Here is a 24366-nt window from a genome sequence, read left to right on the forward strand (position 1 = left end):
GGGCTAGCGCGCCGACCACTCCCGGCGCAGGAGCGCGAAGCGCTCTAGCGTGGTCCACTCCCCCTTGAACCAATCCCCCTCGAAGATGCTGCCCTCGTGCCGCAGGCCGAGCCGGCGCATCAGACGCAGCACCGGCTCGTTGCGGGCGTCGCCCTGCATGAGCACCCGGTGCGCGCCTCGCGCGAAGAAAAGATGCTCGATCGCGGCCTCGAGGGCTTCCCGAGCGAGACCCGCGCCCTGATGCGCCGGTGCGATCGTGACGCCGAGTTCGAAGGTGTCCGGCTGCACAGCGTCACCCCCGATCGCGATGTCGCCCAGCAGGACCGGCGACGCATCACCCGCAGGCCCCCGTGGGCGGAGCGCCAGCTGCACCCACTGACCGGGCAGCGGGAATGTTGCCGGCTGACCGGCGATGAGCGCCTCGGCGTCGGCGACCGAGAAGTCGTCGCCCCACGACTGGTATCGAGCGACCGCGGGGTCGCGACGGTACGCGACGAACGTGGGGATGTCGGTCTCGACCAGCGGTTCGATGACGAGCCGGTCCGTCTCGAGCCGCACCGACCCGGTCATCGGTGGATCAGAAGACTCGACGCATGTACTCGGCGTTCTGGCTGTAGCCGAGGCGGTCGTAGAACCCGCCGGCGCGGCGGCTGGCGACCGTGATCTGGCGCACGCCGCGACGGATGCACTCGGCCTCGACGGCGTGCACGAGCTGCGTGCCGAGATCCTGCCCGCGCACCGCCTCGTCGACCGCGATCTCCTGCAGCTGCGCGGAGGGCCCGTTCGTGGAGAGCAGGCGCGCGATCGTCGTCAGGGCGTAGCCGGCGACGCGACCCTGCTCGTCCTCGGCGACGAGGAGGAGCGTGTCCGCGTCCTCCGGCGCCTCGACCAGCTCGGCGTAGCTCGCGTCGAACGCCGCGCGCACGGGGATGAACGCGGCCCCCAGCTGCTGGACGAGTCCGAAGACGGCGTCGGCGTCGCCCGCCAGAGCGCGTCGAACCGCCACGTCAGCGCCCGAAGTTGCCGCGGTAGTACTCGTACACCCAGCCGACGATGCCGACGAGGGCGAGCGGCACGGCGTAGAACACGATCCAGATGCCCGCAGCGAGGCCGAGGAAGGCCAGGCTCACGCCACCGGCGAGGAAGATCGGCCACCAGCTCCACGGCGAGAAGTGACCCAGCTCCGGGTCGCCGTCGTCGATGTCGGCGTCGAGGCGGTCCTCCGGCAGCAGACCGCCGCTGGAGCGGTCGACGAGCTGCAGATAGAACGCGATGAAGGCCGACAGCACCGCGCAGAGGCCGATGGCGACGGTGCCGACCCACTCGACCTCGTTCGTGTCGATCAGGGCCCAGGTCGTGTAGACCGCCGTGAGGAGGGCGAAGAAGCCGACGAGGATCCAGAAGATGTTGATGTTGGTCTTCATGGCGAGGGCTACTTCACCTTCTGGTCGTCGAGGTCGAAGGTGGGCGCGTCAGGGGCGTCCTTCGCCGGGCCGATGCCGACGGGAATGCCCGCCTCCGGGTGGTTGAGGTCGAACGCCGGCGACTCGCTGCGGATGCGCGGGATCGAGGTGAAGTTGTGGCGGGGCGGCGGGCACGACGTGGCCCACTCGAGCGAGCGGCCGTAGCCCCACGGGTCGTTGACCGTCACCTTGGGCGCACGACGCGCCGTGATGTACACGTTCAGCAGGAACGGGATCATCGAGGCGGCGAGCAGGAACGAGCCGAACGTCGACAGCTGGTTCATCCAGGTGAAGCCGTCCTCGACGAGGTACGTGGCGTAGCGGCGTGGCATGCCCACGACGCCGAGCCAGTGCTGCACGAGGAAGGTCGTGTGGAACCCGATGAAGAGGGTCCAGAAGTGGATCTGGCCGAGGCGCTCGTTGAGCATCTTGCCCGTCCACTTCGGCCACCAGAAGTAGAAGCCGGCGAACATCGCGAAGACGACCGTGCCGAACACCACGTAGTGGAAGTGCGCCACGACGAAGTACGAGTCGGAGACGTGGAAGTCCAGCGGCGGCGAGGCGAGGATGACGCCGGTCAGACCGCCGAAGACGAAGGTGATGAGGAAGCCGATCGTCCAGATCATCGGGTTCTCGAAGGTCACCGAGCCGCGCCACATCGTGCCGATCCAGTTGAAGATCTTCACGCCCGTCGGCACCGCGATGAGCATCGTCATGAGCGCGAAGAACGGCAGCAGCACCGAGCCGGTGACGTACATGTGATGCGCCCACACCGTCATCGACAGGGCGGCGATGGCGATCGTCGCGTAGACGAGGGTCTTGTAGCCGAAGATCGGCTTGCGGCTGAACACCGGGATGATCTCCGAGACGATGCCGAAGAACGGCAGGGCGAGGATGTACACCTCGGGGTGCCCGAAGAACCAGAACAGGTGCTGCCAGAGGATCGCACCGCCGTTGGCGGCGTCGAAGAAGTGCGAGCCGAAGATGCGGTCGGAGCCGAGCGCGAAGAGCGCCGCGGCGAGCACCGGGAACGCCATGAGCACGAGGAGCGAGGTCACCAGGGTGTTCCAGGTGAAGATCGGCATCCGCCACATCGTCATGCCCGGGGCGCGCATCACGATGATCGTCGTGATGAAGTTGACGGCGCCGAGGATCGTGCCGAAGCCGCTCATGGTGAGGCCGAAGACCCAGAGGTTGCCGCCGATGCCCGGCGAGAAGGTCTGACTCGACAGGGGTGCGTAGGCGAACCAGCCGAACGACGCGGCGCCCTGCGGGGTGAAGAAGCCGGCGACCGCGATGAGCGAGCCGAAGGAGTACAGCCAGTACGCGAACGCGTTCAGGCGCGGGAAGGCTACGTCCGGCGCGCCGATCTGCAGCGGCATGAGCACGTTGGCGAAGCCGGCGAAGAGCGGCGTCGCGAACATCAGCAGCATGATCGTGCCGTGCATCGTGAACAGCTGGTTGTACTGCTCCTTCGTGGCCACGATCTCGAGGCCCGGCGCGAAGAGCTGCGCGCGGATCACGAGCGCCATCGCGCCACCGATGAGGAAGTACGCGAACGAGGTGATCAGGTACATGTACCCGATCGTCTTGTGGTCGGTGGAGGTGATCCAGCCGACGAAGACGTTGCCCTTGCGGGCCACCTTGGGGCTGCTGTAGCCGGGCTCGGTGGTGCCGAGCGAGGGGCGGGGTGCGGTCGTCGTCATGATGCCGCTTACTCCTCTTCGCTGGAGCCGGTGGTGCCCGGCAGGTTGGAGTTCGTGTTGAGCGACTCGTCGGCCTGGCCCTCGAAGCCGGCCGCGCGCAGCGACTCGATGTAGGCGTCGTACTCGTCCTGGGAGACGACCTCGACGTTGAAGAGCATGAGGGAGTGGTACTCGCCGCAGAGCTCGGCGCACTTGCCGACGTACGAACCCTCCTTCTCGGGGATGAAGTACCAGTAGTTGGACTTCGCCGGGATCATGTCCTTCTTGTAGAGGAAGTCGACGATCCAGAAGGAGTGCAGCACGTCGCGCGACTCGATCTTGACCTCGACCTTCTGGCCGACCGGGAGGTAGAGGGTCGGCACGGTCGAGATGTCGAGCTGGCCATCCTCGCGCTCCTGCGCCTGGATGCCCTGGTAGTAGACGTTCTCGTTGACGTAGTTGAAGTCCCACGCCCAGCGCTTGCCGTACACCTCGATCGTGACATCGGGGTCGGCGAGGGGCTCCTCGATGGCCTGCTGGTCGCGCGCGGTGAAGGCGAAGAAGCCGATGATGAGGATGAGCGGGATCACCGTGTAGAGGATCTCGATCGGCATGTTGTAGCGCAGCTGCACCGGCAGCCCGGTCTGCCCCTTGCGGCGGCGGTAGACGACCGCGGCCCAGATGATGAGGCCCCAGGTGATGACGCCGACGCCGAGCAGGACGATCCACGAGGTCACCCAGAGGCCGATGACGCGGTCGACCTGGTTGGTCGTTCCGGGCTCCGTGGGGAGCCAGCCCAGCTGCATCTGCGGCGTGCACGCCGCGAGCACGAGCGAGGTGACGACGGCGAGGGGGATCGCCGCCAATCGAAGACGTCGGTTGGAACGCACCGGTGGGCCTCTCGAGGGAGTGGAAGCAGGACGTGAATCGCTTGTCAGTCTACGTCACCGGCACCGGTCGGATTGCCCTCCGACGCTCCGGGGAACCTGCGAGATCGGCGCTGAACGACGCTTGCGACGACCGTTTCCGCGTCGAACGACGACGGCGCGGGCATCCTCTCGAAGGGGGATGCCCGCGCCGGTCGATCTGCGGGTCGCGATCACCGCGGGGAGGCCTGCTCCCCCGGCTCGCGTGCGGCTCAGTGGAAGCTGTCGCCGCACGCGCAGGAGCCCTGCGCGTTGGGGTTGTCGATCGTGAAGCCCTGCTTCTGGATGCTGTCCTCGAAGTCGATCGAGGCGCCGTCGAGGTAGGGCACGCTCATCTTGTCGACGACGACCTCGACCCCGTCGAAGTCGCGCGTGACGTCGCCGTCGAGGAGGCGCTCGTCGAAGTAGAGCTGGTAGATCAGGCCCGAGCAGCCGCCGGGCTGCACCGCGAGCCGCAGTCGCAGATCGTCGCGGCCCTCCTGCTCGAGCAGCGACTTGACCTTGGCGGCGGCCGCGTCGGTGAGGGCGACGCCGTGCGTGTCGAGAGCGGTGTCGGTCATGGGGTTCCTCCCGGAGTCGATGGGACTGCTGCCAGTGTACGTCGCTAGGCCGAGAGCTCGACCGCTCCGCCGAGGCGCGCCAGCAGCACGGCCTCGCTGAGGATCGCGCGCTGCAGCACGCCGAGGTGCAGCGACTCGTTGGGGCTGTGCGCGCGCGTGTCGGGGTCCTCGACGCCCGTCACGAGCACGTGCGCCTCGGGGAAGGTCTCCTTCAGCTCGGCGATGAACGGGATCGAGCCGCCCACGCCCACCATCACCGGGTCGGCCTCCCATGCCTCGCGCATCGCCGTGAGCGCCTCGTCGACCGCCCACGCGCTCGTATCGACCAGGAACGGGTTGCCGAGGTCGACGGCGCCGAAGCTCAAGTGGGCGCCGTACGGCGCATGCGCCTCGAGGTGGCGGCGGATGGCGGCGAAGGCCTCCTCCGCCGACTGCCCGGGCGCGACCCGCGCGCTGATCTTCACCGACACGCTCGGCAGCAGGGTGTTGGAGGCGTTCTGCACGCTCGGCGCGTCGATGCCCGTGACGGTCACCGTGGGCTGCGCCCAGAGTCGGCTCAGCACGGGGCCGCGACCGATCGGGCGCACGCCCTCGAGCAGCGCCGCCTCCTCGCGCAAGCGCTCCTCCGAGTACTCCGGCACCTCCTGGTCGTGCGAGCGCAGGCCCTCCACGGCGACCGAGCCGTCCGCGTCATGCAGCGTCGCGAGCAGCTGGATCGCGGCGAGCATCGCATCGGGCGCCGCCCCGCCGAACATGCCGGAGTGCGAGGCGTGCCCGAGGGTCGAGATCGTGAGCGTGAAGGCCGCGTTGCCGCGCAGCCCGACCGTGAGCGACGGGGTGCGGGCATCCCAGTTGTCGGAATCGGCCACGACGATCACGTCGGCGGCCAGCAGCTCGCGGTGCTTCTCGAGCAGGGCGGTGAACGAGCGGGAGCCGAACTCCTCCTCCCCCTCGATGAAGAGGACGATGCCGAGCTCGGGGTCGCCGACCGTCTCGAGCAGGCTGCGGATCGCGGCGACGTGCGCGATGACACCGGCCTTGTCGTCGGCGGCGCCGCGGCCGTAGAGCCGGTCGCCGATGACCGTCGGCTCGAAGGGCGGCGTCGACCAGTCCTCATCGCGACCGGGAGGCTGCACGTCGTGGTGCGCGTAGAGCAGCACGGTGGGCCGGCCCGCCCTCGGCTCGCGGCGGGCGAGCACCGCGGGCTGGCCGAGCACGCCCGTGCCGGGGATCTCGACCCGGTCGACGAGGACCTCGTCGAACACGCCGAGCTCGCGCACGAGGCGCGCGACCTCGTCGGCGGAGGCCAGCACGTGGGCCGGGTCGAAGCCGTCCCACGAGACCGAGGGGATGCGCACGAGCCGCGACAGGTCGGCCACGGCGGCGGGGAAGCCGTCGCGCACGCTGCCGCGCAGCTGCTCGAGGAGGTCGGTCGGGGTGGCGGGCCTCGTGGGCCGATCGTGGAGCGTCATGCCGGTAATCTAGTGCGCGCCCCTCACCCGGAAGGATGTGCCGCCGTGGCCCCCCGAGACAACGCTGACGCCGCCGCGACCGCCGCGAACGGCAGCGCGCCGAGCGCCGACGCGAGCGCGGCCTCCACGCTCGCCGGCAAGGGCCGCCCGACCCCGTCGCGCAAGGAGCGCGAGGCCGCGCGCAAGCGCCCGCTCGTGCCGAACGACCGCAAGGAGGCGGCCAAGGCGGCCCGCGCGAAGATGAACGAGGCGCGCGAGCGCGCCCGCATCGGCATGGCCAACGGCGAGGAGCGCTATCTGCCGACGCGCGACAAGGGCCCGCAGAAGAAGTTCGTGCGCGACTACGTCGATGCGCGCTGGGGCGTGGGCGAATTCATGATCCCGGTCATGTTCGCCGTCATCATCTTGAGCTTCGTGCCCGGTCTCGACGTCTACGCGATCCTCGCGCTGTGGGCGTTCTTCCTCGTGGCCGTGCTCGACGCCACGATCCTCGGCTTCCTCGTCAAGCGGCGCCTCGCCGAGAAGTTCGGCGCCTCGAAGGTCGAGCGCGGCGTGCGCTGGTACGCCGCGATGCGCTCGCTGCAGCTGCGCGTGCTGCGCCTGCCGAAGCCGCAGGTGAAGCGCGGCGAATTCCCGGCCTGAGCCGCGGCGGACCGCAGCGCGACCGCCTGCGGCTCGCGCGTCGGTCCTAGCGCGTCGGTCCTAGCGCGTCGGCGCCGCGGCGCGGTGGCTGGCGAGGCCCCGAGTGACCTGCCGAGCCCAGCCCGGGCCCCGGTACAGGAACGCGGTGTAGCCCTGCACGAGCGTCGCACCCGCCTCGAGCCGCTCCGCCGCGTCCTGTGCGGTGTCGATGCCGCCGACGGCGATGACGCAGTAGTCGGCGGGCACGGCGGCGCGCACGCGGCGCAGCACCTCGAGCGCGCGCGCCTTCAGCGGTGCGCCGCTGAGTCCGCCGGCTCCCGCCGCCTCGACGGTCGCGGCGTCGGTCGCGAGACCCTCGCGGCCGATCGTGGTGTTGGTGGCGATAATGCCGCGCAGGCCCTTCTTGACCGCGAGGCGGGCAACGGCGTCGATCGCCTCGTCGTCGAGATCGGGCGCGATCTTCACGAGCACGGGCGTCGAGCCGGCCTCCTCGAGCACGGCGTCGAGCAGCGGGCCGAGCAGCGCCTCGTCCTGCAGGCCGCGCAGCCCCGGCGTGTTCGGTGAGGAGACGTTGACCGCGAGGTAGTCGGCGACGGGGGCCAGCAGGCGCGCCGACGCGCGGTAGTCGGCCACGGCATCCTCCACCGCGACGACGCGGCTCTTGCCGATGTTGGCGCCGATGATCGGGCGGGGGCTGCGCGCGGCCTCGCGACGCACGTTCCGGGCGGCGTGCTCGGCCCCGCGGTTGTTGAAGCCCATGCGGTTGATGACCGCGCGGTCGGCGATGAGGCGGAACAGCCGCGGCCGCGGGTTGCCCTCCTGCGCGATCGCGGTCACCGTGCCGATCTCGACGTGGCCGAATCCGAGCGCCCAGAGCCCGCGGATGCTCTCCGCATCCTTGTCGAAGCCCGCGGCCATGCCGAAAGGCGACTCGAAGCGCAGCCCCATGGCCTCAACCGCGAGGCTCGGGTCGGGCGCGGTGAACCGGCGCACGAGGCGCGTGAGCCCGAGCCGCGGGATCGCCCGGATGACCGAGACCGCGAGGTGGTGGGCGCGCTCGGGATCCAGGCGCGCGAAGACCTGGCGGAACAGCAGGTCGTAGGCGGTCACTCCGCCGCCCCGGCAGCCCGCTGCTCGTCCTCGATGCGCAGCTGGCGGATGGCCGACTCGAAGTCGTCGAGGTTCTCGAAGGCCTGGTAGACGCTCGCGAAGCGCAGGAACGCGACCTCGTCGAGCTGGCGCAGCTCGGGCAGGATCGCCAGCCCGATGTCGTTCGCCTCGAGCTGCGACGCGCCCGTCGCGCGCAGGTTCTCCTCCACCTTCTGGGCCAGCAGCGCCAGATCCGTGTCGGTCACCGGGCGGCCCTGGCACGCCTTGCGCACGCCGGCCACGATCTTCTCACGCGAGAACGGCTCGACGACGCCGGTGCGCTTGATGACCGAGAGGCTCGCGGTCTCGGTCGTCGAGAAGCGGCGACCGCACTCGGGGCACTGCCGACGGCGGCGGATGGAGAGCCCGTCGTCGCTCGTGCGCGAGTCGATGACGCGGCTGTCCGGGAACCGGCAGAAGGGGCAGTGCATGGTGCCTCAGCCTACCGGCCGAGCCGCTAGCGCTGCTCGCCGCGGAAGCGTGCCCGCACCGCGTCGCCGTGCGCCGGGAGCGCCTCGGCGTCGCTCAGCACCCCGACCTGCTCGGCGACCTGCCGCAGCGCGGCGCGGTCGTACTCGATGATCTGCTGCGGGCGGAGGAAGCTGTAGGCGCCGAGCCCCGCGGCGAAGCGCGCCTGGCCACCGGTCGGCAGCACGTGGTTGGAGCCGGCGATGTAGTCGCCGAGGCTCACGGGCGTGGAATCGCCGACGAAGATCGCGCCCGCGCTCGTCAAGCGGGGCACGAGCGGGTCGGGCTCGCTCACGTGCACCTCGAGGTGCTCGGGGGCGTAGGCGTTGCTGAAGCGAGCGCCCTGCTCGAGGTCGTCGACGAGCACGAGCGCCGACTGCGGGCCGCGCAGCGCCGTCTCGACGCGCTCGCGGTGGTGCGTGCCGGCGACCGCCGCGGGCAGGCGCTCGGCCACGGCGGCCGCGAGCTCGGGCGCGTCGGTCACGAGCACGGCCCCAGCGAGCTCGTCGTGCTCGGCCTGGCTCACCAGGTCGGCGACGATGAGGTCGGGGTCGGCGCTTGCGTCGGCGATGATGAGGATCTCGGTCGGGCCGGCCTCCGAGTCGATGCCGACGACGCCCTTCACGGCGCGCTTCGCGGTCGCCACGAACAGGTTGCCCGGCCCCGTGATGACCTGCACCGGCTCGAGCCCCAGGTCGGCGACGCCGTACGCGAGCGCCCCGATGGCGCCCGCCCCGCCCATCGCGTAGACCTCGTCAACGCCGAGCAGGGCGGCCGCGCCGAGGATCGTCGGGTGCACCGAGCCGCCGAAGGCTGCCTGCGGTGGGCTCGCGAGCGCGATCGACGCCACTCCGGCGACCTGCGCGGCGACGACGTTCATGACGACGCTCGAGGGGTACACGGCCTTGCCGCCCGGCACGTACAGGCCCACGCGGTCGACCGGCTGCCAGCGCTGCACGATGCGCGCGCCGGGCGCGATCGCGGTCTCCACGGTCGGCGGCACCTGGGCGGCGGTGCCGCGGCGCACGCGGTCGATCGCCTCCACGAGGGCGGCGCGCACCGCGGGGTCGAGCGCGGCCTCGGCCTCGCGCAGCGCGCCGAGCGGCACGCGCACGTGCGGCGGGCGGACGCGATCGAAGCGCTCGGCCTGATCGAGGAGGGCCGCGGAGCCGCGCTCGCGGACATCCGCGATGAGGGCGTCGACGGCATCGACGGCGGAGCCGACGTCGCTCGCGGAGCGGGGCACGAGGGCCAGCAGCTCAGCGGTGGAGAGGGCGCGGCCGCGGAGGTCGAGGGTCTGCATCATGGCCCGCTCAGCCTAATCGCGGCCAGCCTCGGGAATAGCCGGGCGAGGGCGGTGTTGGATCGAGCGTGATGACCGCAGCAGCCGACGCCACCGGATTCGACGCCTTCGCGCAGGCCTTCCGCCGCCACGCGGCCGGGGTCGCCGTGATCACGGCGCGCACGCCCGACGGCCGACCCGTCGGCTTCACGGCGACCTCGCTCGCCTCGCTCGCGGCGACTCCCCCGCTCGCGACCTTCAACATGGCGCGCACGGCGAGCAGCTGGCCCGCGATCGAGGGCACCGACCACGTCGCGATCCACATGCTCGGCCTCGACGACCTGGAGGTCGCGCGCATCATGGCCGGCGACCACGACCGCCGCTTCGACGGCGACCACTGGGAGGAGGGGCCGCACGGCCTGCCCGTGCTGCGCGGCGTCACGGCGTGGATGGTCGGCCGCATCGTGGCCCGCACCCACGTCGCCGAGAGCGCGATGATCGCCGTGCAGATCGAGCAGGGCTCGCTCGGCGAGCCCGATGAGCCGCTGCTCTACCACGAGCGCCGCTACCGCGCCCTCGGCGACGAGCTCTAGGAGGCCGCTCCCCCGCGGTCGGTGCCGATCGCGCCGTCGATGTTCGCCTTCACGTCGTCGATCTGCTCAGTGAACCGACCTCCCGTGACCCTGTCGGCCACGTCGGCGACGCCGTCGAGCACCGTGTCACTGATGTTCTCGGCTTGCTCGCTCTCGAGCATCCCCTTGACCTGCTCGCTGTCGAGGAACTCCTTGGCCTTGCCGGTGATGTCGTCGATGCCCATCGCGATCTCCTTCTGCGCTGCGCGCAATCGTGCCGCCTCCTCGTCGAGGCGTCGCCAACATTCTGGTGCGACCGACGGCGCGGCCGAGCGATTCTCAGCGGATGCCCGGCTCAGGCGAGCGCGCGGGGCCCCAGCAGGCTCTTCACCTCGCCGAAGAAGCCCGCCGTGGGCTCGATGCGGTGAGGCAGCTCGAACACCCGCGCGGCCTCGTCGCGCACGAGCCGCAGCCGCACCTCGGTCGAGCCGCGGTGGCGGCGCAGCACCGCTTCGAGCTCGGTGACGACGTCGACGGTGGCGCGCTGCTCGCGCAGCGAGAGCACGAGCGGGCCCGTCTCGCTCGCGACTCCGAAGTCGGGCGTCTGCAGCGTCATGGCCTGCAGGGTGATGCCGTCGTCGCGGTGGTTGACGCGACCGCGGATGACGACGATCGAGTCGGCCTGCAGGCGCGGACCGAACTCCTGGTAGGTCTTGCCGAGGAACATCACGGTGAGCTCGCCGCCGAAGTCCTCGATCGTCACCATGCCGTAGGGGTTGCCGGAGTTGCGCGCCACGCGGTGCTGCACGCTCGTGATGAGCCCCGCGACGGTGACCTGCTCGCCGTCGTCGGGCGGATTGTCGTTGAGCTCGGCGATCGGCGCGCCCGCGTGCTTGGCGAGGGCGATCTCGAGCCCGGCGAGCGGGTGGTCGCTCACGTAGAGGCCGAGCATCTCGCGCTCGAAGGCGAGCTTGTCCTTCTTCGCCCACTCCGGCCGGTCGGGCACCTGCTCGGTCGCCGTCGGCTCGTCGAAGAGGCTGTCGAAGTCGAAGCCGAAGTCGCCGTTGTCCTCCGCGCGCTTCTCCTTCACGGCGGCCTCGACGGCGCTCTCGTGGATCTCCATGAGCGCGCGCCGCGTGGCGCCGAGCGAGTCGAAGGCGCCGGCCTTGATGAGCGACTCGATGGCGCGCTTGTTGGCCACGGGCGTCGGCACCTTCTTGAGGAAGTCGTGGAAGCCGGTGAAGCGGCCCTTCTCCTCGCGCGCCTGCCGGATGCCCTCGACGACGTTGTGCCCGACGTTGCGCACGGCGCCGAGCCCGAAGCGGATGTCGTCGCCGACGGCGGCGAAGAACCCGATCGACTCGTTGACGTCGGGCGGCAGCACCGTGATGCCCATGCGGCGGCACTCGTTGAGGTACACCGCCATCTTGTCCTTCGAGTCGCCCACGCTCGTCAGCAGGGCGGCCATGTACTCGGCCGGGTAGTGCGCCTTGAGGTAGGCCGTCCAGTACGACACGACGCCGTAGGCGGCCGAGTGCGCCTTGTTGAAGGCGTAGTCGGAGAACGGCAGCAGAATGTCCCACAGCGTCTTCACCGCGTCGGCCGAGTAGCCGTTCGCCTGCATGCCGGCGCTGAAGTTCTCGAACTGCTTGTCGAGCTCGCTCTTCTTCTTCTTGCCCATCGCGCGCCGCAGCAGGTCGGCCTGCGCGAGCGTGTAGCCCGCGAGCTTCTGCGCGATCGCCATGACCTGCTCCTGGTAGACGATGAGGCCGTAGGTCGTGCCGAGCACCTCCTCCAGCGGCTCGGCGAGCTCCGGATGGATCGGCGTGATCGGCTGGCGGCCGTTCTTGCGCAGCGCGTAGTTGGTGTGCGACTCCGCACCCATCGGGCCGGGGCGGTAGAGCGCGAGCACGGCCGAGATGTCTTCGAAGTTGTCGGGCTTCATCATGCGCAGCAGCGAGCGCATGGGGCCACCATCGAGCTGGAAGACGCCGAGCGTGTCACCGCGCGCCATGAGCTCGTACGCGGCCGGGTCGTCGAGGGCGAGATCCTCCAGCACGAGCTCGATGCCGCGGTTGGCGCGGATGTTGTCGAGCGCGTCGTCGATGATCGTGAGGTTGCGCAGCCCCAGGAAGTCCATCTTGATGAGGCCGAGCGACTCGCACGCGGGGTAGTCGAACTGCGTGACGATCTGGCCGTCCTGCTCGCGCTTCATGATCGGGATGATGTCGATGAGCGGCTCGCTCGACATGATCACGCCCGCCGCGTGCACGCCCCACTGGCGCTTGAGGTTCTCGAGCCCGAGGGCCGTGTCGAACACGCGCCGAGCATCCGGATCGACCTCGATGACGGCGCGGAAATCGCCCGCCTCCTTGTGACGCGGATGCGCGGGGTCGAGGATGCCCGACAGCGGCATGTCTTTGCCCATGATTGCCGGGGGCATCGCCTTCGTGAGCTTCTCGCCCATGCCGAAGGGGAAGCCGAGCACGCGCGAGCTGTCTTTCAACGCCTGCTTGGCCTTGATGGTGCCGTAGGTGACGATCTGCGCGACGCGCTCGTCGCCGTACTTCTCGGTGACGTAGCGGATCACCTCGCCGCGGCGACGGTCGTCGAAGTCGACGTCGAAGTCGGGCATCGAGACGCGGTCGGGGTTGAGGAAGCGCTCGAACAGCAGGCCGTGCTCGATCGGATCGAGGTCGGTGATGCGCATCGCGTAGGCGGCCATCGAGCCGGCGCCCGAGCCGCGGCCGGGGCCGACGCGGATGCCGTTGCGCTTGGACCAGTTGATGAAGTCGGCGACGACGAGGAAGTAGCCCGAGAAGCCCATCTGCGTGATGACGCCGATCTCGTACTCGGCCCGCGCTCGTACCTCGGCCGACACGCCGCCCGGGTAGCGCTGCTCGAGGCCCTTCTCGACCTCCTTGATGAACCAGCTGTTCTCGGTCTCGCCCTCGGGCACCGGGAAGCGCGGCATGTAGTTGGCGGCCGTGTCGAAAGCGACGTTCACGCGCTCGGCGATGAGCAGCGTCGAGTCGCAGGCCTCGGGGTGGTCGCGGAAGAGCTCACGCATCTGCGCCGGGGTCTTGAGGTAGAACTCGTCGGCGTCGAACTTGAAGCGGTTCGGGTCGTCGAGGGTCGAGCCGGACTGCACGCACAGCAGGGCCGCGTGCGAGCTCGCGTCGCCCGGGTGCGTGTAGTGCAGGTCGTTCGTCGCGACGAGCGGTAGCCCGAGGTCTTTCGCGAGGCGGATGAGGTCGCTCATGATGCGGCGCTCGATGCCGAGGCCGTGATCCATGATCTCGGCGAAGTAGTTCTCGCGGCCGAAGATGTCGCGGAACTCCGCTGCCGCCTCGCGAGCCTTCTCGTACTGGCCGAGCCGCAGGCGCGTCTGCACCTCGCCGCTCGGGCAGCCCGTCGTGGCGATGATGCCCTCGCTGTACCGGCTCAGCAGCTCGCGATCCATACGAGGTTTGAAGTAGTAGCCCTCGATCGAGGCGAGCGACGACAGGCGGAACAGGTTGTGCATGCCAGCGGTCGTCTCGGCGAGCAGGGTGATGTGGGTGTACGAGCCGGCGCCCGACACGTCATCCTCGCCGCCCGTGCCCCACTTCACGCGGGTCTTGTCGGTGCGGTGCGTGCCCGGGGTGAGGTACGCCTCGGTGCCGATGATCGGCTTGATGCCGGCCTCGGTCGCGGTGCGCCAGAAGTCGAAGGCACCGAACATGTTGCCGTGGTCGGTAACGGCGATCGCCGGCATGCCCTGGGCGACCGCCTCCTCGATGAGCGGCTTCACGCGGGCCGCTCCGTCGAGCATCGAGTACTCGCTGTGCACGTGGAGGTGGACGAACGAGTCGGTGGTCACGGCACCTCCGGGTGCGGTCGGCGGGTCGGTCGCGAGGGTCGGCCCTGGTCGTGCGGGGTCACCAGTCTAGGTCGGTCGGAGGGGGCGCTCGGCGTGTCGTGGGCGTGGCGCGCGAGCCGCGCATCCGCGCTCGGAGACGGCCGTCGGGAGAGCCATCGGGAGCGGCGCCGGGAGGCGCCCGAGCGCGCTGGCCTCCCGGCATGACGGCACCCCGGATCGAGCTGACGCGACTCACGGGCGTGCCCGTCGAGGAGGTCGCGGCGCTGCTCAACGAGCCGGGCAACGCCCGGCACATGCCGCTCGTCGGCGAGCCCTTCACCGTGCCGGCGGCCGAGGCCTGGGTCGGTGCGAAGGATGCCCAGTGGGCCGAGCACGGCTACGGGCCATGGGCGGTCATGGTCGACGACCGGTTCGTCGGCTGGGGCGGCTTCCAGCACGAGGAGGCCGGCGCGGATCTCGCGCTCGTGCTCGACCCGGCGCACTGGGGCCTCGGGGCGGCCGTCGCGCGGCGGATGCTGCAGGTCGGCTTCGAGCAGCTCGGGCTGCCGGTCGTGCTCGTGGCGCTGCCGCACTCGCGGACGTCGCCCGACCGCGCGCTCGCCCGCTGGGGCTTCGAGCCCGCGGGCGAGACGACCTTCGGCGAGGTGGTCTTCCGGCAGTACCGCCTCACGGCCGACGACTGGCGCGCGGCGCTGGGCGGCCGCTGAACACTCAGGCGGCGCGGAGCACGTCGAGCGCGTGCTGCAGGTCGTCCGGGTAGACGGAGGAGAACTCGACCTCGGCGCCGCTGCCCGGGTGCCGGAACCCGAGTCGCATGGCATGCAGCCACTGCCGCGTGAGGCCGAGTCGCGCGCTCAGCACGGGGTCGGCGCCGTACATCGCGTCGCCCACGCAGGGGTGGCGCTGCGCGGCCATGTGCACGCGGATCTGGTGGGTGCGCCCGGTCTCGAGGTGGATCTCCAGCAGCGTCGCGGCGGGGAAGGCCTCGAGCGTGTCGTAGTGGGTGACGCTCGGCTTGCCGCCCGCGACCACGGCGAATTTCCACGCCGAGCCGGGGTGCCGGCCGATCGGGGCGTCGATCGTGCCCGAGAACGGGTCGGGGTGCCCTTGCACGACCGCGTGGTAGATCTTCGACACCTCGCGGTCGTGGAACTGCCGCTTGAGCTCGCGATAGGCCGACTCGCTCTTCGCGACGACCATGAGCCCGCTCGTGCCGGCGTCGAGCCGGTGCACGATGCCGGCCCGCTCGGCGGGACCGGAGGTGGCGATGCGGAACCCTGCGGCGGCGAGGGCGCCGAGCACGGTCGGTCCCTCCCACCCGACGCTCGGATGGGCGGCGACGCCGACGGGCTTGTCGATCACGACCAGGTCGTCGTCGTCGTGCACGATGCGCAGGCTCTCGACCGCGACCGGCTGGATGCTCGGCTCGCGTCGCGGCTGCCACGAGACCTCCAGCCACGCGTCGCGCGGCAGTCGATCGGACTTGCCGACCGTGCGGCCGTCGACCGTGACCCCGCCGGCCTCGGCGACCTCCGCCGCGAAGGAGCGGGAGAACCCGAGCAGTTTCGCCAGGGCTGCGTCCACGCGCTCGCCGGACAGACCGTCGGGGACGGGAAGAGCGCGCGACTCGGTCACGGCGCTCCTCCCGTCCCCGACGAGAGGCTGAGGCTCAGGAGCCGTAGCCCGGGTACTGGCCCGGGGTCTGCTGCGGCTGGCCGAAGCTCGGCGCGGAGCCCGGGAACTGGGCGGAGCCGGGGGCACCGACCGGTGCCGAGCCGATGGGCGCCGCGGCCGAGCCCGGGGCCGCGGCCGAGCCCGGCTGCGCCACCGAGGCGGTCGAGCCCTCGAGCTCGCGCAGCTGGCCCTGGATGTAGGTGCGCAGCTGGTTGCGGTACTCGCGCTCGAACACGCGCAGCTCTTCCACGCGCGCCTCGAGCGAGGTCTTCTCGGCCTGCAGCTGCTCGACGATCTGGCGCTGCTGGCCCTCGGCCTCGCTCACGAGTCGAGCGGCGGTCGCCTGGCCCTCGGCGATGAGCTCGTCGCGCTTGGCGATGCCCTCGCGCACGTGCTCCTCGTGGAGGCGGCGCGCGAGCTGCAGCAGGTTGTTCGTGCTCGTGGTCTCGAGCGAGGCGTCGGTCGCGGCGGGAGCCGACGCCGGCGCGGGCGCCGAGTACGCGGGAGCCGAGACCGCGGGAGCCGAGGGGGCGGGAGCGGAGACCGCGGGCGTCGGGGCCTGCGGGGCCTCGGCGGCGGGCGCTGCGCCCCCGCTGCGCTGCAGCTCGGCGATGCGGGCGTCGGCCGCGACGAGACGCTGCTTCAGCTCGTCGTTCTCCTGATTGAGGCGGCGGAACTCGACGACGATCTCATCGAGGAAGTCATCGACCTCGTCCTGGTCGTATCCCTCGCGGAACTTGGTCGACTGGAAGCGCTTGTTGACGACGTCTTCGGGAGTGAGGGCCATGCCGTCTACCTCGAAACTTTCTGGAGAGCGGTCGGATAACGATGAGGTAACGCTAGCAACAGCGGACCTCACGCGTCACATCGGTGCCCCCACCCTATCCACTCGGAGGGCGGTGCGGCAGAGCCTTCCGGCCTAGCGCGGCCCGACGATCGACATGAGGATGAACAGCACGATCATGACGATCGTCCAGGCCAGGTCGAGCTGGATCGCGCCGAGCCGGATCGGCGGGATGACGCGACGCACCGCGCGGATCGGCGGGTCGGTGATCGTGTAGCTCACCTCGGCGGCGATGACCACGGCACCCTGCGGCCGCCAGGACCGGTTGAGCGCCTGAATCCAGTCGAAGACGAACCGGGCCCACATGGCGATGAAGACGATGAGCAATGCGACGTAGATCACGCCGAACACGATGGAGAGAGCGGCCTGCACGGTTCCTAGTCTTCCAGGTCACGCTGGGAGCACGACCCGGCGAGGCCGCCGCTCAGGAGAGGAACGAGGCGTCGACGCCCGGCTCGGGCTCCGCCTGCTCGCCGCTCACCGCGACGTGGGCCGGCGAGAGCAGGAAGACCTTGCTCGTGACGCGCTCGATCTTGCCGTAGAGGCCCTGAGAGAGGCCGCTGGCGAAGTCGACGAGACGACGGGCCTCCGACTCGGTCATCTGCGAGAGGTTGATGATGACGGGGATGCCCTCGCGGAAGCTCTCGGCGATGACCTGCGCGTCCTTGTAGTGACGCGGGTGGACGGTGAGGATCTCATTCATGTCGGCAGGAGCGGCGTTCCGGGTCGGGGCGGGGCGACGCAGGGGCGTCACGGGGGCGCGCTGCGGGCCCGGAGCGGGCACGGCGGCGACGGAGGGCGCGGGCTGCGCGCGCTGCTCGGCGGGCGCGTCGTACTCGACCTCTTCATCGGCGAGGCCGAGGTAGACCATGGTCTTGCGAAGCGGGTTCGTCATGAGGCGTCCTTCGAGTCGTGGTGCGCTTGCAGGCTAGTGCGGGGCCGGGCGTTTTCCGGTGATTGCGGTGCCGATGCGCAGGTGTGTCGCCCCCTCGGCGATGGCCTCGGCGTAGTCGCCCGACATGCCGGCCGAGAGGTCGGTGGCGTGGGGTGCGATCGTGCGCACCCGCTCGCCGATCGCGCGGAGCCTCGCGAACGCGCTGCGGGCATCCTCATCGAGGGGCGCGACACCCATGACGCCGCGCAGGCGCAGGCGCTCGGTCGCGAGCACCTGCTCGGCGAGGCGCTCGACCTCGCTCGGCGCGACGCCGCCGCGGCCGGGGTCGTCGGTGAGGTTCACCTCGAGGAAGACGTCGACGGCGCGCTCGGCCCCCGCGAGCGCCGTGACGAGGGATGCGCGGTCCACCGAGTGGATGACGTCGGCGTAGCGGGCGACGGCCTTCGCCTTGTTCGACTGGAGCTGGCCCACGAAGTGCCAGGTGAGCGGCAGGTCGGCGAGCTCGGCGGCCTTCGGCGCGGCGTCCTGGTGGCGGTTCTCGCCGACGTGCCGCGCGCCGAGCTCGACGAGCTCGCGGATGAGTTGCGCGGGGTGGAACTTCGTCACGACGACGAGCGTGATCTCCTCCGGGGCGCGGCCTGCGGCGGCGCACGCTTCGGCGATGCCCGCCGTGACCGCCGCGTACCGCTCGGCGAGCTCGGGTGCCGCGCTCACGTCGTCAGCGCAGGAACTCGGGGATGTCGAGGTCGTCGTCGTCGGCCTCGACCTCGAGCGGGTCGATCGGCGCGGTCGCGGCGAGGTCGTGGCCCGCGTCGGGCGCGGACTCCCCCGGCTGCGCCGTGACGCGCTCGCCCGGGGCCGCCGGCACGAACGACGAGCGGCGATCCTTGGGCACCGTCGTGGGCTCGCCGCCGTCGAAGCCGGCCGCGATGACCGTCACGCGCACCTCGTCGCCGAGGGTGTCGTCGATGACGGCGCCGAAGATGATGTTGGCCTCGGGGTGCACAGCCTCCTGCACGAGCTTCGCGGCGTCGTTGATCTCAAAGATGCCGAGGTTCGACCCGCCCTGGATTGACAGCAGCACGCCGTGCGCGCCGTCGATGCTCGCCTCGAGCAGCGGGCTCGCGACGGCGAGCTCGGCGGCCTTGATGGCGCGGTCGGCTCCCCTGCTCGAGCCGATGCCCATGAGCGCGCTGCCGGCGCCCTGCATGACGCTCTTGACGTCGGCGAAGTCGAGGTTGATGAGGCCGGGGGTCGTGATGAGGTCGGTGATGCCCTGCACGCCGGCGAGCAGCACCTGGTCGGCGGTCGCGAAGGCCTCGAGCATGCTGATGCCGCGGTCGCTGATCTCGAGCAGGCGGTCGTTGGGCACGACGATGAGCGTGTCGACCTCGTTCTTGAGGGCCGCGACGCCGTCCTCCGCCTGCGCCTGGCGGCGCTTGCCCTCGAAGCTGAAGGGCTTCGTGACGACGCCGATCGTGAGGGCGCCGATCGATTTCGCGATGCGCGCCACGACGGGAGCGCCGCCCGTGCCCGTGCCGCCGCCCTCGCCCGCGGTGACGAAGACCATGTCGGCGCCCGCGAGGGCCTCCTCAATCTCCTCCGCGTGATCCTCGGCGGCGCGTCGGCCGACCTCGGGGTCGGCACCCGCGCCGAGCCCGCGCGTGAGCTCTCGGCCCACGTCGAGCTTGACGTCGGCGTCGCTCATGAGCAGCGCCTGGGCGTCGGTGTTGATCGCGATGAACTCGACGCCGCGCAGGCCGAGCTCGATCATGCGGTTGACCGCGTTGACACCGCCGCCGCCGATGCCCACGACCTTGATCACGGCGAGGTAGTTCTGGTTGCTGGTCACGTCCGGCCTCCGCGTCAAACCTTAAACCTTCAGTTGAGGTCTAAAGTTATGCTCAGTATGTACTCCTGAGCGATCACGGTATGGGTCGCGGCCGCAGCGCCTCAGCAGGCGCCCCGCGTGTCGGCGAATGCCATCAGAGACGACGGACGATCACGCTGTCCGGCGCCGACACGTCGAACTGCCACGACACCGCCGGGTCGTTCACGGCGATCGCCGCCTCCAGCACGCGCGTCTTGTACGCCGAGCGCTCCGCGCTGCCCCACACGACCCGATGACCCGCGTCACGGATGGTGAACGCCACGTCGTCGCGCGTCGACGCCGTCACGACGTCGACCCGCGCCGCCAGCTCGTCCGGCAGCGCCTCGAGCACCTCCGCGACCGAGCGGAAGGCCGCCTCCTCCGGCGACGCTTCCCCCGCCCTGATGAGCGGCACACCCGCCGGACGCTCCCGCGACGACTCCACCACCACGCCCGCCGCGTCCACCAGATCGAACGACGACCCGCGCTCCACCGCCCCGATCGGCGCCCGCTCGACGATGCGGACCAGCAGCGAATGCGGCGGCACCACCTCCAGCGAGTACGAGCGGATCAGCGCGAACTCCTCCAGATCCGACCGGATACCACCCTCGTCGAGCAGCGCCAGCGGGGTCTCCCTGTGCCGCTCCAGCGCCTGCGAGATCGCCGCAGGATCCAGCCGCACCGTCCCCGTCACGCGGATGTCCGTGAGCGCCATGAGCGGCGACAGCGACACCGCCACCACCGTCAGCAGCAGCACCGACAGCGTGCCCACCGACCCCCACGTCAGCAGCCGACGACGACGCGAGCGCCGTGTGAAGCGCCGCGCCTCCGCCCGCTCCGCCCGACGAGCCGCCCTCGCCGCCGCGCGCTCGGCGCGGTCCGCGCGCCGACGCGCCTCCACCGCCGGATCCACCGAACGCGCCGGCAGCAGGCGACCCACGCCACCGCCGGAGCGACCCGGATCCGCCTCCGCGCTCCCCCGGCCGCCGGCGACCGGCGGGCGCGACGCGGCCGCCGGCTCCGCAGCCGCGGCGGGCGCCGACGGGCGCACGACGCGCGACCCGCGCGGGGCACGGCCCGACGCCGGCGACGGCGGAGCGGCCGGGCCCGGCGCACCGACGCGACCCGCCGGCCGCGACGCCGCGGAGCCGGAACCCGCAGGAGCCCCCGACCCGGGCTGGCGCCCGCGATCGAAGCCCTCGGGGCGCTTCACCGCAGCGGCTCCTCGGCGGCGTCAGGGGCATCCGCCGACACCGATGCGGAGGGCGCCGCGGCGAGAATCGCCTCGCGCACCTGCGGCAGAATGCGGTACACGTCGCCGCATGACAGCGTCATCACGATGTCGCCGGGACGCGCGATCTCCGCGACGCGCTCGGCCGCCTCCGCCCAGTCGGGCCGGTAGTCCACGTGGGAGGGCTCGGCGAAGGCCTCGCTCACCAGGGCGCCCGTCACACCGGGGATCGGATCCTCCCGGGCGCCGTACACGTCGAGCACGACCGTGTGATCGGCGAGGCGCTCATAGACCGCCGCGAACTCGCCCGCCATCGCCTGCGTGCGGCTGAACAGGTGCGGCTGGTGGATCGCGATCACCCGGTGCTCGCCCACGACCGAGCGAGCCGTCTGCAGCGCCGCCGCGACCTCCGTCGGGTGGTGGGCGTAGTCGTCGTAGAGCCGCACCCCCGCGGCCTCGCCGTGCGACTCGAAGCGCCGCAGCGTGCCCGCGAAGCCGTCGAGCGCGGCGACCGCCTCGCCGAGGGGGATGCCGATGCCCAGCAGCACCGCGACCGCGCCCGCGGCGTTGAGCGCGTTGTGCCGGCCCGGCACGCCCAGCTGCCCGTGCGCCGCGACGCCGTCGGCGACGATCGTGAAGGCGATCGGCCCGGACTCGCTCACCGCCGTCAAGCGCACATCGGCGTCGGCGGCCTCGCCGAAAGTCAGGATGCGCGGCGCCGAGCCGCGCGCGACGAGCGCCTCCCGCAGCGCACGCGTGCCGGCGTCATCCGCCGAGAGCACCACGAGCTCGCCCGCGGCGCGCGCGAAGTCGACGAAGGCCTCGGCGATCGCCTCCGCCGAGCCGTAGTGGTCGAGGTGGTCGGAGTCGATGTTCGTGACGAGCGCGATCGCGGTGTCGTAGAGCAGGAACGAGCCGTCCGACTCGTCGGCCTCCACCACGAACAGATCCCCCTCACCCCACGCCGAGGAGGTGCCCGCGCCCTGGATCACCGCGCCGTTCACGAACGAGGGGTCGCGGTCGAGGGCGCGCAGCGCCGTGACGAGCATCCCCGTCGACGTCGACTTGCCGTGGGCGCCCGCGACCGCCAGCAGCCGCTCGCCGCGCACCAGCCAGGCGAGCGCCTGCGAGCGGTGCAGCACGGGCAGGCCGCGCCGCAGCGCCTCCTGGTACTCCGGGTTCTCCACCCACAGGGCACCGGTCACCACGAGCGTGTCGGCGTCGCCCACGTGGGCGGCATCGTGCCCGATCGAGACGGGGATGCCCAGATCGCGCAGCGCCTGCACCGTCGCCGAATCGGAGCGGTCGCTGCCGGTCACCGCGAAGCCCCGCTCGTGGAACAGCCGGGCGATGCCGCTCATGCCGGAGCCGCCGATGCCGACGAAGTGGAGGCGGCCCAGGTCATCGGGCAGCACGAGCGAGAGGTCGGGCTTGATCGTCATCGCCGATCACCCTACGCGCTCGGCGCCGAGCGCCTCGCGCACCAACGCGAGCAGCGCCGCACTGCCGTCACGGCGCCCCACCGACTGCGCCGCCGCTGCCATGCGCGCCACCTCGGCGCGGCCCGTCAGCAGCGGCACGAGCTCGTCGGACACGAACGCGGGCGTGAATGCCGCGTCGTCGACCAGGCGCGCACCGCCCGCCGCGACCAGCTCGCGCGCGTTCAGCCGCTGCTCGCCGTTGCCCACCGGGTACGGCACGAGGATCGCCGGCAGGCCCACCGCGGCGAGCTCGCTCACCGTCGCCGAGCCCGAGCGGCACACCACGAGATCGGCGGCCGCGAACGCCAGATCCATGCGGTCGCAGTACTCCAGCACGCGATAGCCCGGCAGCCCCGGGTCGTCGCCGCCGCGGTCGCGGCCCGTGATGTGCAGCACGTTCCAGCCCGAGCCGAGCAGGTGCGCGATCGACGCCGACACCGTCTCGTTGAGCCGGCGCGCCCCCGTCGAGCCGCCCGTCACGAGCAGCGTCGGCCGCGAGCCGTCGAGGTCGAAGAACGCCATGGCCTCCGGCCGGGCCGCCGCCCGGTCGAGCTCGACGATCTCGCGTCGCAGCGGCATGCCGACCACGCGCGCGCCGCGCAGCGGCGTGCCGGGGAAGGTCGTGCCCACGCGCCCGCCCAGCCAGCCAGCCAGCCGATTCGCGATGCCGGGCCGCGCGTTCGCCTCGTGCGCCACGATCGGCACGCGCTCGAGGCGTGCGGCGACGTACGCGGGGGCCGAGGCGTACCCGCCGAAGCCGACCACGACATCCACCCCCCGATCGCGGATGATGGCACGCGACTGCGCCACCGCGCCCCGGAACGCTGACGGGAACCGCAGGGCCGCCGCGTTCGGCCGGCGCGGGAACGGCACGCGCGCGATCGTCAGCAGCTCATAGCCGCGCGCCGGCACGAGGCGCTCTTCGAGACCGCCCGCCGTGCCCAGCGCGAGGATGCCCACCTCGGGCTCGACCGCTCGCCAGTGATCGGCGAGCGCGAGCAGGGGGTTCACGTGACCGGCGGTGCCCCCGCCGGCGAGCAGCGCCGTCGTCACGACGGCAGCCCCGGTCGCACATCGCGCGCGAGCGACAGCACCACGCCGATCGCGATGAGCGTCGCCACGAGCGCCGTGCCACCCGCCGACATGAGCGGCAGCGGCACGCCCAGCACCGGCAGCATGCCGAGCACCACGGCGACGTTGACGAAGGCCTGGCCGACGATCCAGACCAGCACCGCCCCCGTCGCGATGCGCCGGAACGGGTCGGTGTGGGCCCTCATGAGCCGCACCATGCCGATCGCGAGCACCGCGAACAGCACGAGCACGACCATCGCGCCGATGAGCCCCAGCTCTTCGCCGATGATCGCGAAGATGTAGTCGCTCTCGGCGTGCGGCAGCCACGACCACTTCAGCGCCGAGTTGCCGAGGCCGACCCCGAACACGCCGCCCGAGCCGAGCGCCCACATGCCGTGCATCGGCTGCCAGCAGACGTCCTCCAGCTGGTCGGGGGTGCAGCCGTTCAGCCAGGCGCTGATCCGGTCGGAGCGCGACGCGCCCGTCAGCGCGAACAGCACCGCCCCGCCGACCCCGAGAGCGACGAGCCCAAGAATGTACCGCAGCGGCGCCCCCGCGAAGAACAGCGCGGCGAGCACGATCGAAGCCATGATCGTCACGGTGCCGAGATCCTGACCGAGCAGCACGAGGCCGATCGCGGCCGCCGAGATCGGCAGCGCCGGCATCGCCACGCTGCGCCAGTCGGTGAAGGCGTCGGCGCGCGGTGCGAGCACCGTCGCGAGCCACACCACGAGCGCGAGCTTCAGGAACTCGCTCGGCTGGGCGCTGATGCCGCCGATGTTGATCCAGTTCTGGTTGCCGCCGTACCCCCAGCCGATGCCGGGCACGAAGACCAGCAGCTGCAGGCCCAGACCCAGCAGCACCGCGTTGCGCGCCCAGCGCCGCCAGAAGACGGCGGGAAGGCGCGAGACGAGCAGCATGAGCGGGATCCCGATCGCGGCGAAGATGCTCTGCCGCAGGAAGATGCCGAAGAAGTCGCCGCCGCCCTTGCCGGACTGCACGAACGAGCTCGAGAGCACCATGACGAGCCCGAACAGCACGAGGAAGACCGTCGTACCGAGCACGAGCATCCAGTCGGCGCTCTGCGCCGTGAACAGGCGGCGGACCGCGACGACCGCGGCGGCACCGTGCGCCGGCCTGGTCGGCTCGGCGATGGGCGACGAGGGATGCTGCGCTCGCGTCCCCGGCGCGCGGTGCGGCGGGCGGGTGGTGGTCATGC

The 24366-nt window shown here is 71.4% G+C and carries 25 protein-coding genes; 3 read left to right on the plus strand and 22 right to left on the minus strand.

Annotated features, from left to right (window positions below; genetic code table 11):
* Positions 1 to 3: 3 nt before the first annotated feature.
* From ID804_RS07260 to ID804_RS07290, 7 genes are all read right to left on the minus strand, one after another.
* Entirely contained in the window at positions 4 to 570 is a 567-nt protein-coding gene (locus ID804_RS07260) for a GNAT family N-acetyltransferase (RefSeq protein ID WP_169078494.1), read from the minus strand.
* A 7-nt stretch (positions 571 to 577) separates the two neighbouring features.
* Positions 578 to 1006: a GNAT family N-acetyltransferase gene (locus ID804_RS07265; RefSeq protein ID WP_169078496.1), complete on the minus strand. Its 429-nt coding sequence runs from the start codon at positions 1004 to 1006 to the stop codon at positions 578 to 580.
* 1 nt (position 1007) lies between these two features.
* The gene (locus tag ID804_RS07270) at positions 1008 to 1424 is read right to left on the minus strand and encodes a cytochrome c oxidase subunit 4 (RefSeq protein ID WP_169078498.1); all 417 of its coding nucleotides are present in this window, start codon (positions 1422 to 1424) and stop codon (positions 1008 to 1010) included.
* An 8-nt stretch (positions 1425 to 1432) separates the two neighbouring features.
* Positions 1433 to 3169 (minus strand): aa3-type cytochrome oxidase subunit I, encoded by a 1737-nt coding sequence (gene ctaD, locus ID804_RS07275; protein ID WP_169078500.1) that lies wholly within the window; start codon positions 3167 to 3169, stop codon positions 1433 to 1435.
* An 8-nt stretch (positions 3170 to 3177) separates the two neighbouring features.
* Positions 3178 to 4038: an aa3-type cytochrome oxidase subunit II gene (gene ctaC / locus ID804_RS07280; protein WP_317451211.1), complete on the minus strand. Its 861-nt coding sequence runs from the start codon at positions 4036 to 4038 to the stop codon at positions 3178 to 3180.
* Positions 4039 to 4286: 248 nt separating this feature from the next.
* Positions 4287 to 4634 carry an iron-sulfur cluster insertion protein ErpA gene (gene erpA / locus ID804_RS07285; RefSeq protein ID WP_169078502.1) on the minus strand — a complete coding sequence of 116 codons (348 nt, stop codon included), beginning with the start codon at positions 4632 to 4634 and terminating at the stop codon, positions 4287 to 4289.
* Positions 4635 to 4678: 44 nt separating this feature from the next.
* Entirely contained in the window at positions 4679 to 6106 is a 1428-nt protein-coding gene (locus ID804_RS07290; RefSeq protein ID WP_169078504.1) for a dipeptidase, read from the minus strand.
* 45 nt (positions 6107 to 6151) lie between these two features.
* Here ID804_RS07290 and ID804_RS07295 point away from each other — a divergent pair, with 45 nt between their 5' ends.
* On the plus strand, positions 6152 to 6748 hold the full coding sequence (locus ID804_RS07295) for a DUF3043 domain-containing protein (RefSeq protein ID WP_169078506.1): 597 nt from the start codon (positions 6152 to 6154) through the stop codon (positions 6746 to 6748).
* 60 nt (positions 6749 to 6808) lie between these two features.
* On the opposite strand, the gene ID804_RS07300 is transcribed toward ID804_RS07295, so the two are convergent.
* The 3 genes from ID804_RS07300 to hisD are packed head-to-tail and all read right to left on the minus strand — an operon-like array spanning position 6809 to position 9671.
* Complete coding sequence (locus tag ID804_RS07300) at positions 6809 to 7858, minus strand: quinone-dependent dihydroorotate dehydrogenase (RefSeq protein WP_169078508.1); 1050 nt, start codon at positions 7856 to 7858, stop codon at positions 6809 to 6811.
* Positions 7855 to 8328, minus strand: a complete 474-nt coding sequence (gene nrdR / locus ID804_RS07305; protein ID WP_169078510.1) for a transcriptional regulator NrdR — start codon at positions 8326 to 8328, stop codon at positions 7855 to 7857. The genes ID804_RS07300 and nrdR overlap by 4 nt, the downstream gene beginning before the upstream one ends.
* A 26-nt stretch (positions 8329 to 8354) precedes the next feature.
* Positions 8355 to 9671 carry a histidinol dehydrogenase gene (gene hisD / locus ID804_RS07310; protein WP_169078512.1) on the minus strand — a complete coding sequence of 439 codons (1317 nt, stop codon included), beginning with the start codon at positions 9669 to 9671 and terminating at the stop codon, positions 8355 to 8357.
* A 68-nt stretch (positions 9672 to 9739) separates the two neighbouring features.
* On the opposite strand from hisD, the gene ID804_RS07315 reads away from it, so the two are divergent.
* Complete coding sequence (locus tag ID804_RS07315) at positions 9740 to 10240, plus strand: flavin reductase family protein (RefSeq protein WP_169078514.1); 501 nt, start codon at positions 9740 to 9742, stop codon at positions 10238 to 10240.
* On the opposite strand, the gene ID804_RS07320 is transcribed toward ID804_RS07315, so the two are convergent.
* Together ID804_RS07320 and dnaE are read right to left on the minus strand one after the other, a co-directional pair.
* Positions 10237 to 10464: an Rv0909 family putative TA system antitoxin gene (locus tag ID804_RS07320; protein WP_169078516.1), complete on the minus strand. Its 228-nt coding sequence runs from the start codon at positions 10462 to 10464 to the stop codon at positions 10237 to 10239. The two genes, ID804_RS07315 and ID804_RS07320, sit on opposite strands and share 4 nt — an antisense overlap.
* Positions 10465 to 10574: 110 nt before the next feature.
* Positions 10575 to 14033 carry a DNA polymerase III subunit alpha gene (gene dnaE, locus ID804_RS07325; protein WP_211161133.1) on the minus strand — a complete coding sequence of 1153 codons (3459 nt, stop codon included), beginning with the start codon at positions 14031 to 14033 and terminating at the stop codon, positions 10575 to 10577.
* Between the two features lie 248 nt (positions 14034 to 14281).
* On the opposite strand from dnaE, the gene ID804_RS07330 reads away from it, so the two are divergent.
* Positions 14282 to 14788 carry a GNAT family N-acetyltransferase gene (locus ID804_RS07330; RefSeq protein WP_169078520.1) on the plus strand — a complete coding sequence of 169 codons (507 nt, stop codon included), beginning with the start codon at positions 14282 to 14284 and terminating at the stop codon, positions 14786 to 14788.
* Between the two features lie 4 nt (positions 14789 to 14792).
* Here the strand turns inward: ID804_RS07330 and ID804_RS07335 are convergent, their stop codons facing one another.
* The 10 genes from ID804_RS07335 to ftsW form a co-directional block, all read right to left on the minus strand.
* Positions 14793 to 15716, minus strand: a complete 924-nt coding sequence (locus ID804_RS07335; protein ID WP_169078522.1) for an RluA family pseudouridine synthase — start codon at positions 15714 to 15716, stop codon at positions 14793 to 14795.
* A 34-nt stretch (positions 15717 to 15750) separates the two neighbouring features.
* Positions 15751 to 16542, minus strand: coding sequence for a DivIVA domain-containing protein (locus tag ID804_RS07340; RefSeq protein WP_169078524.1), 792 nt, complete (start codon positions 16540 to 16542; stop codon positions 15751 to 15753).
* 132 nt (positions 16543 to 16674) lie between these two features.
* On the minus strand, positions 16675 to 16971 hold the full coding sequence (locus ID804_RS07345; protein ID WP_317451212.1) for a YggT family protein: 297 nt from the start codon (positions 16969 to 16971) through the stop codon (positions 16675 to 16677).
* Between the two features lie 52 nt (positions 16972 to 17023).
* Positions 17024 to 17494: a cell division protein SepF gene (locus ID804_RS07350; RefSeq protein WP_169078526.1), complete on the minus strand. Its 471-nt coding sequence runs from the start codon at positions 17492 to 17494 to the stop codon at positions 17024 to 17026.
* Between the two features lie 33 nt (positions 17495 to 17527).
* The gene (locus tag ID804_RS07355; protein WP_169078528.1) at positions 17528 to 18208 is read right to left on the minus strand and encodes a YggS family pyridoxal phosphate-dependent enzyme; all 681 of its coding nucleotides are present in this window, start codon (positions 18206 to 18208) and stop codon (positions 17528 to 17530) included.
* Positions 18209 to 18212: 4 nt separating this feature from the next.
* Positions 18213 to 19346 carry a cell division protein FtsZ gene (ftsZ, locus tag ID804_RS07360; RefSeq protein ID WP_169078530.1) on the minus strand — a complete coding sequence of 378 codons (1134 nt, stop codon included), beginning with the start codon at positions 19344 to 19346 and terminating at the stop codon, positions 18213 to 18215.
* Between the two features lie 133 nt (positions 19347 to 19479).
* Positions 19480 to 20304: a cell division protein FtsQ/DivIB gene (locus ID804_RS07365; RefSeq protein WP_317451213.1), complete on the minus strand. Its 825-nt coding sequence runs from the start codon at positions 20302 to 20304 to the stop codon at positions 19480 to 19482.
* A gap of 269 nt (positions 20305 to 20573) precedes the next feature.
* A complete protein-coding gene (gene murC, locus ID804_RS07370; RefSeq protein WP_169078532.1) occupies positions 20574 to 22037 on the minus strand; it encodes a UDP-N-acetylmuramate--L-alanine ligase in 1464 nt (487 codons plus the stop codon).
* Positions 22038 to 22043: 6 nt separating this feature from the next.
* Positions 22044 to 23129, minus strand: a complete 1086-nt coding sequence (gene murG, locus ID804_RS07375; RefSeq protein ID WP_169078534.1) for an undecaprenyldiphospho-muramoylpentapeptide beta-N-acetylglucosaminyltransferase — start codon at positions 23127 to 23129, stop codon at positions 22044 to 22046.
* Entirely contained in the window at positions 23126 to 24364 is a 1239-nt protein-coding gene (gene ftsW, locus ID804_RS07380) for a putative lipid II flippase FtsW (RefSeq protein WP_169078536.1), read from the minus strand. Before ftsW ends, murG begins: the two co-directional genes overlap by 4 nt.
* Positions 24365 to 24366 lie beyond the last annotated feature (2 nt).

The organism is Microcella alkalica (assembly GCF_014595885.1).
GTDB classification, from domain to species: Bacteria; Actinomycetota; Actinomycetes; order Actinomycetales; family Microbacteriaceae; genus Microcella; species Microcella alkaliphila_B.